The organism is Paenibacillus sp. 2TAF8 (assembly GCF_052114825.1).
GTDB lineage: Bacteria > Bacillota > Bacilli > Paenibacillales > Paenibacillaceae > Paenibacillus.
Genome location: NZ_JBFRFN010000022.1, coordinates 53,974 through 68,243 on the forward strand (window position 1 = coordinate 53,974; position 14,270 = coordinate 68,243).

A 14,270-nucleotide genomic window follows, 5' to 3' on the forward strand; every position below is an offset into this window, starting at 1 on the left:
TTCACAGTACCATATCAACATAAAAAGGGGAGAATGGCATGGTGAAAAAGGCAATATTCCTGATGATGGCTGCATTGCTTGTTTTTACAGCGGCATGTAGCTCAGGTGGAGGCAGCGAACAGGGATCCGGGAGCAAGGGTGATTCGGTAAATCTGCGTATCGCTTGGTGGGGCTCGGATACACGGCATGAATATACACAGAAGGTCATCGATCTGTATAAAACGAAAAATCCAAACGTCAAGATTGATGTGGAATATGCTTCTTTTGACGACTACTGGAAAAAGCTTGCCCCGCAAGCCGCAGCCAACCAGTTGCCTGACATTATTCAGATGGATATTTCCTACATCAGCCAATATGCACAGAACGGTCAGCTTGAAGATCTCGCACCGTATTTGGGCAATCAGATCAAGGTGGATGATGTGGCCGAGAATGTCATCAGCACAGGTGTAATTAACGGCAAACAGTACGGTGTACCTGCTGGGGTTAACGTACTTGGTTTCCAATTTGATCCTGCGTTGCTTAAGAAAGCTGGCGTAGATGCCATGCCGGAAAATCTGACATGGGAATCCTACGAAGCGCTTGGTAAACAAGTAGCAGAGAAGGGACTGTATCTGGATGGCGGTGTAGCGCCGGATATCTTCTTCCACTACTTCCTGCGTACCAAAGGCAAATCACTCTACAATCCGGAAGGAACCGGGCTTGGTTATGATGACGATGCTCTGTTCGTAGAGTTCTTCGGATTAATGCAACGCATGATTGAGCAGAAGGCAGCGCCTTCGCCGGATGTGGCTAATCAAACGAAAGGCATCATTGAAGAGTCGGATTTGGTCAAAGAAAAAGGCATCGGCGTATGGCAATGGTCGAACCAATTCGTTGCGTTGCAACAGGTAGCTAACCGTCCGCTTGCGATTGCGCCAATGCCGGGACCGGATATGGAGAAAGGGCTTTATATGCAGCCAAGTATGTACTGGGGTGTAACGTCCAACTCCAAGGTGAAGGAAGAAGCAGCGAAGTTCATTGACTTCTGGGTGAATGACGAAGAAGCGAACAAACTGATCAAAGGAGAGCGCGGTGTGCCGATCTCCGGAAAAATCAAAGAGGCTATTGCTCCTGAACTGAGCGATGCAACGAAACAGGTATTCGAATTCGTGGCATCGATGGAGCCGAAAGCTTCTCCAATGAGCCCGCCACCACCGGTTGGATCACCTGAGGTCATTTCCTCACTCGCTGATGTCGTGGAAGAGCTGAACTTTGGTAAAATTACTGCCGAACAGGCGGCACAGACCTTCCGCAAAAATGCAGAATCCGTGCTTGCCAACAATAAATAACAATTGAATGATGGCTTGCTCGTCCCGCTTGCAGGGATGGACGGGAAACGGGCTGCTCGCTGACGGCGAGGGCCTTTCCCCGTCCTGTCTGTAACATGAAGGCGTCAGCAAGCTGATCCATGAAGGAGGTACGTTCCACTTGAGGCAGTATTCTTCATTGCGCAGAAACTTGACGGGATATGCTTTTATCAGCCCATTTATTATTGGTTTTCTTGGATTTACGCTCATCCCGATGTTCGTTTCCCTCTACATGTCGTTTACAAGTTATAACCTGTTCACCTCTCCCAAATGGATCGGGATGGACAACTATACCAAGATGTTTTTTGATGATCCAAAATACTGGAATTCGGTTAAGGTTACGTTTTTATATGTATTTATCGGGGTGCCGTTAAGGCTGATTTTTGCCCTCTTTGTCGCAATGATCCTGAACACGGGCTCTCGCATGGTGGGAACGTACCGTACATTGTACTATCTGCCCTCCATCATCGGGGGGAGCGTGGCTGTATCGATTATGTGGCGTAACCTGTTCAGTAACGAAGGTGTCATTAACAGTGCGATGACCGCCATAGGCATTGGTCCGGTAAGTTGGTTTGGCGATCCCGATGCGGCGCTTGTTATGCTGATTTCCCTGTCCGTGTGGCAGTTCGGTTCATCGATGCTGATCTTTCTGGCAGGTCTGAAAAATATCTCTCCCGAGATGTATGAGGCCGCAGGGGTGGATGGTGCGAATCCCGTTCGGAAATTTTTCAGCATAACGCTGCCGCTGCTCAGCCCAATCGTGCTGTTCAACCTGATTATGCAGACGATCGGTGCATTTATGACCTTTGTGCCTGCGTACATCATCTCCAAAGGAGAGGGCGGCCCGATGGACGGTACGATGCTGTACTCGTTATATCTGTTCCGTCAGGCATTTATGTTTAACAACATGGGTTATGCTTCTGCGATGGCTTGGGTGATGTTGATCATGATTGGTGTACTTACAGCGGCTGTGTTCCTGACATCCAAGTTCTGGGTGTTCTACGAATCTGAAGGAGGGAAGTAATCATGGTGTGGAGAAATGTAAAATGGCCAATCTATCATCTGTTCGTTGCCGCACTTGCCCTTCTGATGCTCTACCCAGTGCTGTGGATGTTATTCAGTTCTTTCAAGGAGAGCCGGACGATTTTTGTAACAGCAGAGAGCCTGTTTCCGACCGAATGGATCTGGTCGAACTATGTGGATGGCTGGAAAGGAACGGCTGGGCGGCCGTTTATGGACTATATCACCAATTCACTGATCATTGTGGTGATCTCTACCATTGGGGCAGTGCTGTCGTCGTCACTGATCGCGTTTGGTTTTGCCAGATTGAATTTTAAAGGACGTACCTTCTGGTTTTCTCTGATGATGCTTACGCTAATGTTGCCACATGATGTGGTATTGGTTCCGCAGTATATTATCTTTACCAAGCTGGGCTGGCTGAACACGATTCTGCCGATTGTTGTACCTACCTTCTTCGGGATGCCATTCTTCATCTTCCTGATGGTGCAGTTTATTCGCACGATTCCGAAGGAGCTGGACGAGGCCGCAACGATTGATGGCTGTAACAAATTCAGGCTTTATATTCAGATCATCATGCCCCTGATCAAATCTTCGCTGGCGACAGCGGCAATCTTCTCCTTTTACTGGAGATGGGAGGATTTGCTCGGACCCGTGCTGTATCTGAACTCGCCTGATAAATATACCGTATCGATGGCACTCAAAATGTTCCTTGATAGCGAATCTGCATCTAACTGGGGTGCGATGTTTGCAATGTCGATTGTCAGTCTGGTGCCGGTTGTGGCTGTATTCTTTATCTTCCAGAAGCAGATTGTGCAAGGCATGAGCACGAGTGGTCTGAAGGGGTAACAAGGCAAGATCGAAATATTCCAAAACAAGGTCGCTCAAACTAATAATAATACATGGAGGAGAAAAATTAGTGGATGCAGCAGACTTGGCAAACGCAGAACATGCAGAACAGAGCGAACGAGTCGAACAAAAAAGTTCCTCGTGGAAGTTTAGTTTTGGTCCTATCGCTCAAGCTGATCATAGATCAGAAATCCTATCGGCATCCACTGTAGCTATGAGCAAACCCGATAAGGAAGTTGGCAAAGAAAGCCTCCATACGAATGTAGGAAAAGAAGATGGCTATGTGGCTGTTTCGTCAACAACGATATACGATGAGAGCAAGGGATTCGGATTCGAGCCAGGTTCGTTGGTATATGAGAAGCAGCGGTACGATGAGCAAGAAACTGAAGGGTTTTCCTCAAAAGGGGTTTATCCTCCGCAAGGGCAGGAAACAATGTCTACCCGCTTGCGTTCCAGCTTTTGCATCCCGCTCAAGGCGTCATTTGTGCTTGATGTACCTGACGGGACGTATCAGGTGTTACTGATTGCCGGAGATCCGCTGGCGGATACAATCACGCGTGTGAAAGCAGGGGAATGCCGGCTGATGTTGCCCACGATTCGCACGGTGGCTGGGCAATACGCAGAGATGAGATTTGCTGTTGTTGTGCGTGGAGGCCGGCTTCGCCTTAGCTTCTCGGGGCCAGCCCCTCGAATCAATGCACTGGAAATAACGCTGGCAAACCAAACGATGACCGTGTTTCTCGCGGGGGATTCAACGGTAACGGATCAGCCGGAGAGCGGATACCCGTATTGTGGCTGGGGACAGCTACTGCCTGCACAGTTCAAACATGACGTGGCCATCGATAACCATGCGCAGTCGGGGCGAAGCTCCCGGAGCTTTATTCATGAAGGGCGCCTAGATGCGATCATGAAGCGAATGAAACCGGATGACTTTTTATTCATTCAGTTTGGACATAACGACGAGAAGCCTGACCCGGAACGGGCAACAGAGCCTTTCACCACCTATAAGCAGTATTTAAAAAAGTACATCAATGCCGCACGCGAGGCCAAAGCTCGCCCGGTGCTGATCACGCCAGTGCATCGCCGATATTTCGCGGAAGACGGCACATTAACCGATACGCACGGCGATTATATTACCGCCGTGCGTGAACTTGCGGCAGATGAAGAGGTGCCGCTCATTGATTTGGCTGAACGCAGCCGTCTGCTGTTTGAACAGGCGGGCGAAGAAGGCACCAAAGATGATTTTATGTGGGTGCTGCCCGGCGAATATATCAACTTCCCAACCGGGATGGAAGATAACACACATTTTCAGGAGCGAGGCGCCCGCCGCTTGGCAGAGCAGGTGGCTGAAGCCATTGGCGAACTGCGTTTACAGCCGCTTCAGATGTATCTCAGATAAGAGAAAATGTAGCCGGAATTGTTTTGATGAGGATCTAATTTTTAAGCTACTGAGATTAAATACCGCAGGATTTTAAGTCCTGTGCGTCTGAGAGTTAACTTGAACTGCAACTGTTAAAAGATAAAACGCGAGTTGAGCGAAGCAACGAGCGCAAAAAAATGGCCCTGCGAAGCGAAGGCCATGCATTTTAAAAGCAGTAGAGGGTGAGCGAGGCAGCGAGGGGGGCGGAATCGGGAAAAGGGAGCGAAGCGCCCGCGTTTGGCACGGGATTTCCCCCTTGGAGGGGGATAGAAGAAATCCCGGACCAACAGCGGCCCAAAGCCCGATCCGTCCACCGAGCGTCCGCCCGCGAGCTACCGAAGGTTTTAATTTTCAGGGCGTATCGCGAAGCAACGAGCGAAGCAACGAGTGCAAAAAATGGCCCAACGAAGCGAAGGCCATGTCCTTTAAAAGCAGTAGAGGGTGAGCGAGGCAGCGAGGGGGGCGGAATCGGGAAAAGGGAGCGAAGCGTCCGCGTTTGGCCCGGGATTTCCCCCATAGAGGGGGAATAGAAGAAATCCCGGACCAATGAGTGGCCCGAAGTCCGATCCGTCCACCGAGCGTCCGCCCGCGAGCCCCCCGAGGTTTTAATTTTCAGGGCGTATCGCGAAGTAACGAGCGAAGCGCCCGCGTTTGGCACGGGATTTCCCCCATGGAGGGGAATAAAAGAAATCCCGGACCAATGAGTGGCCCGCACCCGATCCGCCGACCGAGTGTCCGCCCGCGAGCCCCCGCCGGGTTTAACTAGCATCATCTTCGCAATGAGCGAAAGGAGGAGAATCATGGACCACACAAGCATCCCTAAATCCACTCGTCATGGCCATACATACTGGGTTATTCCAGATGGGTACATCCCACCGGATAGCTCAGGCTCGTTGGAAAGCCATGAGAGCATCTGTGTATTGAATACAGGCAGTGAAGATGCAACGCTGGACATCACGATTTATTTTGAAGACCGCGATCCGCTGGAGCATATTCAAGCTGAAGTCCCGGCTAAAAGGACAAAACATATCCGTACCGCATCGCTACGTGCCGGGGAAGAAAGCATCCCTTCCGGTGTACCATATGCCATCACGGTTTCAAGTAATGTTCCTGTCATCATCCAGTACAGCCGTCTGGACACAACTCAGCCTGAACTCGCATTAATGAGTGTCATGGCGTACCCTTTGGCATAAACGAAGAGAGTTAACTAATAAATAATTTACGGTGTCTTACTCATCTAGCCACGCTAACAATCACTGACCAAGCACAGAAAGACCTATAATCTGCGACAGTTTCAATGCAGATTACAGGTCTTTGCTCATCGATTTACTCCCCATATTTATACGTACTGGCATTCAGGATTTTTACGTCGACTTCAACTTTGCCGAGATGAATACGTGCAAGGGGTTCTGCCCGCTGGGCAACCTCAGCTCTCCACCAATCGGGATGATGTCGGTAGAGATGCTCTACAAGACCGAATGAATCTACTTTGCGCGCTTTGGTTGTGGCAAACGTCTTACGAATTTGAGCTTCCATCTGCTTGCCTGCCTCCTGCTCCATTACACGGGGAGAACGAAAAGAGCCATGATCCTCAGCAATCGTACCTTTCACTGAAGTGAACAGATCAAAGGTGATACCGCCAGCACTCTTTTTTGCTTTTATACGCGTTTTGGGTTTGTGAAGAGTCAATGTAAGGTCAGGAGTACTGCCATGCTTCCCATAGACGTACAGCGGATATTGGTACACATGGTCATAATTTACGTAACGGGCGCCGTCTGCTTCGGCACCCGAGACTTTTCCCTGACTTTTCCCATTGCTCACGACGTAAAATCCATCCATTCGAATCAGCGGCGGGGTCTCTTCACCGTTATGCCACGTCTGATTTTTAGTGGAAACGGAAGGCAGCAACACCACGGATGCTGGTTCTCTCAGGCTATCAAGCAGCTGATGCAGGCGAATGGGCTCATAACCGGAATGCTGCCTATACAGTCTCATCGGTTCAAACAACTCAATCGTTTGAGCTGACTGGTTCAGAATTGCCGAGGGAGAGAGCAAAGTGGACAGATCTTGTTCTGTCGCATAGATCCATGGTGTATATCGTAGCTGTCCGGAGTGAAGTAACGTGTTAAAAATATCCTCGAGTCGCCCTTCCAATGCATTTTGGGACAACACGATTGCTTTCACATGAGTCCACAACGTTTGCTGCTGTGACGTCTCATACAGATTGTTGATCGCCATACTTAACGTTGTGCCGGTGCCTTTTCCAATCCAGATCTGACTGCCTTCTCTTGGTGTCGGCCCTTCCTGCTTTGCAATGCTGGAAAAATCGATTAACTGGGCGTACGTCATGTATTGATTATCCGCATAATCGATGCCGATGGCTGTAATAAAGTTAATGCTCTGCACTTCCTTGGAATCCCAGCATCCTGTTAGCAGCATGACACAAACCGCAACGATGCTACTTACGCAAGCCCATCTCATTTAGGTTTTTCCTTATGACGCGTAGAGTCCTGTGGGCGTAATACGGCTGGGCGTTTGGTGCGTGTCATGGAAGGGGGCATCGATACTGCTTTTGTGAAGTCTCCGGGAATGTATGGTGATACAGGTGAGAGGTAGGATACACCATAACACTCCAGAGATACGAGATGAACTAACAAGGCAAACAGGGCAACCATAAATCCGAATAACCCCAAGATCGAAGAAGCAATTAACATCCCGATACGGACTTGGGATGTGGCTCCCCCAAGAACTGTATTCACCAGAATGTAGCTGGAGATTACGGAGATCGCTACCGTGACAATTATAGTAGGAGATGTAATTCCGGCACGAATGGCTGCATCCCCGATGATTAAGCCACCAACTACACTGACGGTCTGCCCCAATGCACGCGGTAGCCTTCGTCCAGCCTCATTGAACAGTTCAAACATAAAGATCATTAGGAAAGCTTCAAGCGTAACCGGCATGGGCAATCCCATTCGCGTTCCTGCGATCGTTGCGAGTAGGGGCAGTGGAATCTGTTCCAGATTAAAGCTGGTCAGACCGATGTAGAAGGCCGGAAAAAAACAGGCAATGAGCAGTCCGGCAATCCGTAATATCCGTTCAAAAGTCACGATGAAAAAAGGAGTGCTCTCATCTTCAGGTGATTTCAACTGGTTGAACAGGGTTGTCGGTGCGATGATGGCTACGGGTGACCCATCCGTTAGTACGGCAAAGCGACCGTTGATTAAGGAGTCCGCTACATAATCTGGACGTTCGGAATTATCCGTGAGCGGAAAGATGCTTCGCACACCTCCCATAACGGCACGTTCCATGATGGATGTACCCATGATTCCGTCCACGTTAATCTGATTCAGATTGCTACGAGCGGTCTCTAGAATTTCGGGGTTAATAATATCTTTGACATACAGCAGGCCAATCGTTGTCTGTGTCCGCTCCCCTTTTACTATTTTCTCATAACACATGGATGACGTTTTTAAACGTTTGCGAACCAAGGCGATGTTCGTGGATAGCTCTTCAGTGAACCCGTCGCGTGGGCCCTTCACGGACGTCTCGATGGCAGACTCTTCTGGTGTGCGTCCCGGAATATTGGCAATATCCAGACTGCAGGCCTGTACACCATTTTCAAAAATAAGGAGCAGTTGCCCACTGAACAGGAGCATGTTTATGTTTTGGAGATCGGAAATGTCATCTAAGGGTTTCAGGGTTAGTCCAAGCTCCTTGGGTACAGCCTCTTCCATAATCAATGTATGTTTTTCTAACCGTGGAATGATGAATTGATTGATTTGTTTATTGTCCACCAGCCCGTCGCAATAAAGCAGAATGACAGAACGAACGGTCTCCTCTTGGGCAGAAAATGTCTGAATCACCACATCCGCACAGGATTCAAAGTTTTTTCTCAGGGAGGCAAGCAAGGTCTCATAGGATGTCGTGTCAATCTGATGTTTCTCCATGGTGTCGTTTCCTCCTCTGCTGGCGTGAATGGATGAAGGCAACGATCGTTGCCAGAACCGCAAATCCGCTCAGATACACGAGATTATATGGAAAGATGTAATCAACCAGAATCTTCCCAAAAGTGATATCATCCAGAGGGTACAGCATGGATAGAATAAAAAATATAGCCAAAGACGCACAAGTAACCATCCTTCTGGAAGTGCTCTTAATATTCCAAATTTCTACCACAATATACATGGCCAGACTAATTCGGGTGAATGAACCTGCAAGCCACTGATAGATGGAAAAGAAATCGGTCTGCGCAATATATTTGCCCAGGGAGGCAATGCGCCATTCTTCAAATGCAGGGTATCTCATTTTGGCTGCTTCATAAGGGTCAAATTCTACGATAGCTCCTATGAGCGGACCTGTCGTTAAACCGACCATGATCAATGCAAGCATTAGATACTGCCATAGCTTGATACGTTTGGCGAGATGAGGTTGAATGTACCAGAGGAAGAGTAACTCAAACATACCTGCAAGACTGTAAACCATGCCATGAAATACAGGCGACCATCCATGCTCCAACACAGGCAGAAGACGGCTGTAATCTTTGTACGGGGAATTGACAATGGCGACGTAGAAGCCGAGCAGCACGACGAGCGGCAGAATCAGTCCGGCGGTAAAGGCGAGCGAACGCATACCCTTATAGGCAGCATATCCGCACAAAGCCATAAGTGCGATCGTTGTTGCGATCACAGGCGTTTCGGTCAGATAGTTTGTTTTGGCCCAGGTCGTGGTGTCACGCAGTGTAAAGTAGATGACGCATAGAAAAAAGAGACTGTTTCCCACCCGCAATAGAAAACCTACGGGTTTACCAAGATGGGAAGACAGCCAATCATGTAAGGTCTGATGTTGTAGAAAGCGTGACACGTAGGCCAGCATCATTGCAAAAATAACGAGTGGGCCGGTAGATAATAAAACCGAAATCCATGAGTCTCTTTTGGCAGCACTCAGAAGGGCGGGAATAATTAATACATGGCTGATCAGGCCAACAGATAACATGACTAACATCATGGCTTGCAAGAACGAAGGTTGTGTACGCTTCATGCTGAGGAACTCCTTTTCAGAGTAGAGTATCCTCAGCAGTGTTAACGTGTTTGGCGAGCTTCATACAGGAAAGAGTGATGCGTAGCTTACTTCATATGCTCTTCTTAAGTTGTGTTCTCTTAAATGTATAAGACTAATTCTATGCCCCAGCATGTGATCAGAGATCGAAATATCGGATGCTCATTGCTTCACGTACTTCAAGCATCGTTTCTTTTGCGGTTTTTCTTGCCTGACGTGTGCCTTCTATTAGTATTTCCTTGACTTGACTTTCCCGTTGTTCATAGTAATTACGCCGTTCTCGAAAAGGGGCAAGCAACTCATTAATGGCCCCGGCAGCCAACTGCTTGCAATCCGTACAGCCTATCTTTCCCTGACTGCAGGCAGCATGAATGTTATATCGTTTTGCCGAAACAACTCGTGATAAGCATACACAGGACAGATATCTGGGTGGCCTGGGTCGGAACGATGAATGCGTGCCGGATCGGTTTTGGCCTTAGTCAGTTTTGTTTGGACATCATCCGGTGTTGCGTTTAAGGAGATGGCATTACCCATGCTTTTGCTCATTTTTCCAACGCCGTCCAAACCTCCTAAACGTTCACCCGTCAATATTCGAGGTTCTGGGAAAACAGGTACATACAGCTCGTTAAACCGTCGAACCAGCTTTCGTGCGGTCTCCACATGAGGGATCTGATCTTCACCTGCCGGGATGAGCGTCGCTTTACAAAAAGCAATGTCCGCAGCCTGGCTGACGGGATATCCCAAAAAACCATAATACAAATCGGTGTATCCCCGATCTCGTGCTTCCGTTTTTATCGTTGGATTGTGCCGAAGCGTGTTTACCGTAACAAACATGGAGAAAATAACTGTCAGCTCCGCAATCTCGGGAATCATAGACTGGATAAAAAGAGTAGCTTTGTTTGGATCGATGCCAACGGCTAGATAGTCCAGAGTTACTTGATGCACACTGTTTGCAATCAGTTCAGGCTGGTCATAGTGAGTTGTCAGTGCCTGAACATCCGCGAGTAAAATATATGTCTCGTATGTTTCCTGTAATTCCACCCGGCTGCGCAGGCTGCCGACGTAATGGCCGAGATGAAGCTGTCCGGTGGTTCGATCTCCGGTCAAAATAAGTTCTTGATTTGTATTCATGGTTCATTCTCCTTTGAATTGTTTTTTGGTTGTTTATGTTATTGATCTCGAGTTGTCGCCACCAGCCATCTTCCACGACCATCACCTCCTTTCAGCCTGCGATTTCTGCCAACATCATTATTTGAAAATAAAAAAAGCCTCGTCCTCCGTTCCAATTCCCTAAGGAAATAGAACAGAAGGACGAGGCTATGCTCGCGGTGCCACCTTCATTAGCCGCTGGTATGCGGCTCACTTACGGGATACGGATGCAGCAATTGAGTCATTGCAGTCATGTGCTTAAAAAGTCAGGCTAACCTGACTCAGATCGTCCATGATCTAGATCGATATCCTGTCCATGGGTAACGGCAGGACATGCCGCCTTGCCTACTGTAAGTTTACCCGTGCTTAAACGGGTTAAAACTTGGTTCAACTCGGAACTCCGAAGCCCATTTCCGCATGTCCGACACACCGGCTCACACCATCCGCCGGCTCTCTGGAGAATCGCGACATGCGTACTTCACTTCATCATCGTTGATAACGTCCGTTTACAATTTTTCACATTGTATCATGCTTTTGAATGACTGACCAGCCTATGTTTGCGAACGCTTATGTTGGTGCCAAGTACACCGATGATGATCAGGATTGCACCGATGTAGTGATAACCCTGCACAGGCTCATGTAGAATCAGTGCACCGCCTGCGATGGAGATAAGTGTAGACAGATTACTGAACACACTGACACGTGATGCCTCCAGATGAGTCAGGGCGTAACTGGACAGCAGGGTGGATACCATGGTAGACAGAATAGCGAGATAAGCGAGCGCACCAAGGTAGGATATATCTTCGAGCGGTTGAATGTAGCCAGCCATTGACCCCGTGTATGCATGGCGAATTAACGCAATGGCATTAAATACGACACAACCTACCATCAAGGTAACCCAGGTTAACTCCAGTGGCTTATATTTTCGAGTGAGCGGTCTTGCCAGTACCCCGTACCCTGCAAAGCTGACTGCCGACAGCAGCAACAGTACAATGCCTTGCATATTGCTCATCGACATGCCGCTGCCTTTCATGGCAAAGATAAAGATAACGCCTGCAACAGAAAGCAGCAGGGACATTTTTTGCACGATAGACGTTCGTTCCTTCAGGAAGACAGAAGCCAGAACGAGGGTGAACACAGGTACCATCGCCTGAATAATTCCTGCCTCCGAAGAATTGGATGTCACCAATCCAAAGGCCTGAAAGGCAAAGAACAGAACCGGCGAGAGCAATCCGAGCGGTATAATACGCCAAAGGTCAGCCAGCCGAAGATTGATCTTGATCCAGCCGAACACCACGGGAATGCTGACCACAATCAGTGACAGGGCAAATCGGTGTGCAAGCACATCCAGGGGATGGGCAATGGTGACGGTCATTTTCACAAATAAAAAAGATAACCCGATAATCGCGGCGTAAACAACAGCGGCGATATAAGCATAGGTTCGGTTGCGTGTAGTATTCATTCCTTTTCCCTCCAGTAATGCGATTTAGTTTTGGAACGTATGCTACGCTGCATACTCAGGTCCAAATAAAGTTGAGTTAAGTAACTCAACATAAATTCCGATGAACTATATTTACTGATTACCTGTCAAGCGATGGAACATATGAGCCTTATTAAATATACTTCTGCGCGCCACGTGCTACAATAGAGAAAAAGAACAATTGTACCGGTACAAAATAAAAGGGGAGCAGATGGGATGAAAAAATATGAGGTGATTGCCCATGCTTTGCAAGAGTGGATACAGGAGCAGTTAGTGCAGCAGGGAAGCCGGCACTGGGATGATAAAGGAATCAGACTGCCAGCGGTTCGGCGTGTGGCGGAGCAATATCAGTGCAGTGTGAGCACAGCAATTCGTGCGTATGAATGGTTGGAACAGCGACATTTGGTGTACGCCGTGCCCCAATCCGGTTATTATGCTGTTCAGAACGGTTTAGGTATACAGGATATGGACTGGGAGGAGCCGCTGGATTTTGCATCGGCGGCTCCTGATCCCAGGGTTTTTCCCTATGCAGATTTTCGGCATTGTGTGGAGGTGGCGATGAAACAGAAGCAGGATGAGCTTTTTTTGTATGGCACACATCAAGGGTTACCTTCCCTTATTGAGCTTTTACAGAAACAGTTTGCTGATTATCAGGTATTTGCGCGAGCAGAACAGTTTTTCATCACCTCAGGTGTACAACAGGCGCTAGCGACGCTTGCCTTAATGCCTTTTGCCGGTGGAAAAACAAAAGTCATGGTTGAGTTACCTACCTACCACAATATGCCTACTCTGCTGGAGAGCCTGAATGTACCCATTGCAGGTGTACGAAGAACGCTGGGGGAAGGATTGGATTGGGACTCGCTTGAACGCCAGTTCGCGGAGGGTGATATCAAGTTTTTCTATGTCATTCCACGCTTCCACAATCCCATCGGAACTTCCATGAAGGCGGCGGAAAAGAAGAGACTTCTTCGGCTTGCGCAGCGATATGATGTTTATCTGGTCGAAGACGATTATCTGGCGGATTTAGAGGATAGTGCCAGACAAGATCCTTTGTGGGCTTATGAAACGCATGATCGGGTTATTTATCTGAAAAGTTATTCCAAAATCCTGTTTCCCGGACTTCGAATGGGTGTAGCCGTTCTGCCTTTAGCTTTGATCAACTCTTTTGGTGCAATGAAAAGAATGCTGGATATCGACACCTCCTTACTGTCTCAAGCTGCGCTGGAAGTATATATTCATAGCGGAATGTTTGCTCACCATCGGAAAATCATTCGTAACCGATACGCCGCACGTATGGAAGTTGTGCATGAACAACTGGCGGCTTATTCTGATTTTGAACCGTTTCGCGCTGCACCACGAACCGGAGGAGAACATACCGCCCTTCCTTTGCCAGGGGATTTGTCTATCCGTGCCTTACTATCTCGTTTACAGAAACGCGGAATTATTGCGGATACAACGGAACGATATTATCCCGAAGGGACTTACAGCGCCTATACGGATCAGATGTTGCGACTGAACATCTCCAATGTTCCGAAACAGCGTATTGCTGAGGGGATGCAGATCATTCGTGAGGAGATTATGAAGCTGCAGGTCCGATCTGCAACGTCAAAATAAAATAAACCAACCTTTATTAGGCTGGCCTATCCCGAATTTTTAATTGTGTTGCGAGAGGTGAGTATTTAGGTGGGAGTTATCATCGCACCTGAGATGAAGTCAGCTCCGAAACATGATTAGGATGATGTAGTAAAGGCGAAATTTTGCCGGATTGAATAAGTTTGCGGCCTTGCATGATCCCGTACTGTAGGCAGGAAAATTCTAACGATCCTGAGAAGCCTTATTTGGCCTATATTGAACCAATCCATATTCTAACGATCTCCAGCGACGCTATTTTGTTCAAAATTACCCTTTGAGTGGAGAATTAGGTTCCATTTTGCAAAATAACGTCTCCTGT

Annotated in this window: 11 protein-coding genes and 1 other annotated feature; of the genes, 6 read left to right on the forward strand and 5 right to left on the reverse strand. The window is 48.2% G+C overall.

Features of this window, described 5'->3' with window-relative positions; translation table 11 throughout:
- Positions 1 to 38: 38 nt before the first annotated feature.
- The 5 genes from AB4Z30_RS24470 to AB4Z30_RS24490 all read left to right on the forward strand — a co-directional run bounded on the left by AB4Z30_RS24470 (position 39) and on the right by AB4Z30_RS24490 (position 5,825).
- Positions 39 to 1,328: an ABC transporter substrate-binding protein gene (locus tag AB4Z30_RS24470; protein WP_441930041.1), complete on the forward strand. Its 1,290-nt coding sequence runs from the start codon at positions 39 to 41 to the stop codon at positions 1,326 to 1,328.
- 139 nt (positions 1,329 to 1,467) lie between these two features.
- A complete protein-coding gene (locus AB4Z30_RS24475) occupies positions 1,468 to 2,370 on the forward strand; it encodes a carbohydrate ABC transporter permease (RefSeq protein ID WP_441930042.1) in 903 nt (300 codons plus the stop codon).
- A gap of 2 nt (positions 2,371 to 2,372) precedes the next feature.
- Positions 2,373 to 3,212, forward strand: a complete 840-nt coding sequence (locus AB4Z30_RS24480) for a carbohydrate ABC transporter permease (RefSeq protein WP_090924547.1) — start codon at positions 2,373 to 2,375, stop codon at positions 3,210 to 3,212.
- Positions 3,213 to 3,426: 214 nt separating this feature from the next.
- Entirely contained in the window at positions 3,427 to 4,611 is a 1,185-nt protein-coding gene (locus tag AB4Z30_RS24485; RefSeq protein WP_441930073.1) for a rhamnogalacturonan acetylesterase, read from the forward strand.
- Between the two features lie 821 nt (positions 4,612 to 5,432).
- Entirely contained in the window at positions 5,433 to 5,825 is a 393-nt protein-coding gene (locus AB4Z30_RS24490; protein ID WP_441930043.1) for a sensory rhodopsin transducer, read from the forward strand.
- 133 nt (positions 5,826 to 5,958) lie between these two features.
- Here the strand turns inward: AB4Z30_RS24490 and AB4Z30_RS24495 are convergent, their stop codons facing one another.
- The 5 genes from AB4Z30_RS24495 to AB4Z30_RS24515 form a co-directional block, all read right to left on the reverse strand.
- The gene (locus AB4Z30_RS24495) at positions 5,959 to 7,113 is read right to left on the reverse strand and encodes a Ger(x)C family spore germination protein (RefSeq protein WP_441930044.1); all 1,155 of its coding nucleotides are present in this window, start codon (positions 7,111 to 7,113) and stop codon (positions 5,959 to 5,961) included.
- Positions 7,110 to 8,582 (reverse strand): spore germination protein, encoded by a 1,473-nt coding sequence (locus AB4Z30_RS24500; RefSeq protein ID WP_441930045.1) that lies wholly within the window; start codon positions 8,580 to 8,582, stop codon positions 7,110 to 7,112. The genes AB4Z30_RS24495 and AB4Z30_RS24500 overlap by 4 nt, the downstream gene beginning before the upstream one ends.
- Complete coding sequence (locus AB4Z30_RS24505) at positions 8,563 to 9,672, reverse strand: GerAB/ArcD/ProY family transporter (RefSeq protein WP_441930046.1); 1,110 nt, start codon at positions 9,670 to 9,672, stop codon at positions 8,563 to 8,565. The genes AB4Z30_RS24500 and AB4Z30_RS24505 overlap by 20 nt, the downstream gene beginning before the upstream one ends.
- Before the next feature lie 360 nt (positions 9,673 to 10,032).
- A complete protein-coding gene (gene trpS / locus AB4Z30_RS24510) occupies positions 10,033 to 10,821 on the reverse strand; it encodes a tryptophan--tRNA ligase (protein WP_441930047.1) in 789 nt (262 codons plus the stop codon).
- 173 nt (positions 10,822 to 10,994) lie between these two features.
- Positions 10,995 to 11,338: a binding site (T-box leader), on the reverse strand.
- Between the two features lie 27 nt (positions 11,339 to 11,365).
- A complete protein-coding gene (locus AB4Z30_RS24515) occupies positions 11,366 to 12,301 on the reverse strand; it encodes a DMT family transporter (RefSeq protein WP_441930048.1) in 936 nt (311 codons plus the stop codon).
- A 234-nt stretch (positions 12,302 to 12,535) separates the two neighbouring features.
- On the opposite strand from AB4Z30_RS24515, the gene AB4Z30_RS24520 reads away from it, so the two are divergent.
- Positions 12,536 to 13,933, forward strand: a complete 1,398-nt coding sequence (locus AB4Z30_RS24520; RefSeq protein ID WP_441930049.1) for an aminotransferase-like domain-containing protein — start codon at positions 12,536 to 12,538, stop codon at positions 13,931 to 13,933.
- Positions 13,934 to 14,270: the final 337 nt, after the last annotated feature.

What these genes read in the sequence shown, in the direction of transcription:
- AB4Z30_RS24505 (WP_441930046.1), bottom strand. Translation starts at nt 9,672, where the DNA reads ATGAAGCGTACACAACCTTCGTTCTTGCAAGCCATGATGTTAGTCATG.
- AB4Z30_RS24485 (WP_441930073.1), top strand. Translation starts at nt 3,427, where the DNA reads ATGAGCAAACCCGATAAGGAAGTTGGCAAAGAAAGCCTCCATACGAAT.
- AB4Z30_RS24490 (WP_441930043.1), top strand. Translation starts at nt 5,433, where the DNA reads ATGGACCACACAAGCATCCCTAAATCCACTCGTCATGGCCATACATAC.
- trpS (WP_441930047.1), bottom strand. Translation starts at nt 10,821, where the DNA reads ATGAATACAAATCAAGAACTTATTTTGACCGGAGATCGAACCACCGGA.
- AB4Z30_RS24480 (WP_090924547.1), top strand. Translation starts at nt 2,373, where the DNA reads ATGGTGTGGAGAAATGTAAAATGGCCAATCTATCATCTGTTCGTTGCC.
- AB4Z30_RS24470 (WP_441930041.1), top strand. Translation starts at nt 39, where the DNA reads ATGGTGAAAAAGGCAATATTCCTGATGATGGCTGCATTGCTTGTTTTT.
- AB4Z30_RS24495 (WP_441930044.1), bottom strand. Translation starts at nt 7,113, where the DNA reads ATGAGATGGGCTTGCGTAAGTAGCATCGTTGCGGTTTGTGTCATGCTG.
- AB4Z30_RS24520 (WP_441930049.1), top strand. Translation starts at nt 12,536, where the DNA reads ATGAAAAAATATGAGGTGATTGCCCATGCTTTGCAAGAGTGGATACAG.
- AB4Z30_RS24515 (WP_441930048.1), bottom strand. Translation starts at nt 12,301, where the DNA reads ATGAATACTACACGCAACCGAACCTATGCTTATATCGCCGCTGTTGTT.
- AB4Z30_RS24500 (WP_441930045.1), bottom strand. Translation starts at nt 8,582, where the DNA reads ATGGAGAAACATCAGATTGACACGACATCCTATGAGACCTTGCTTGCC.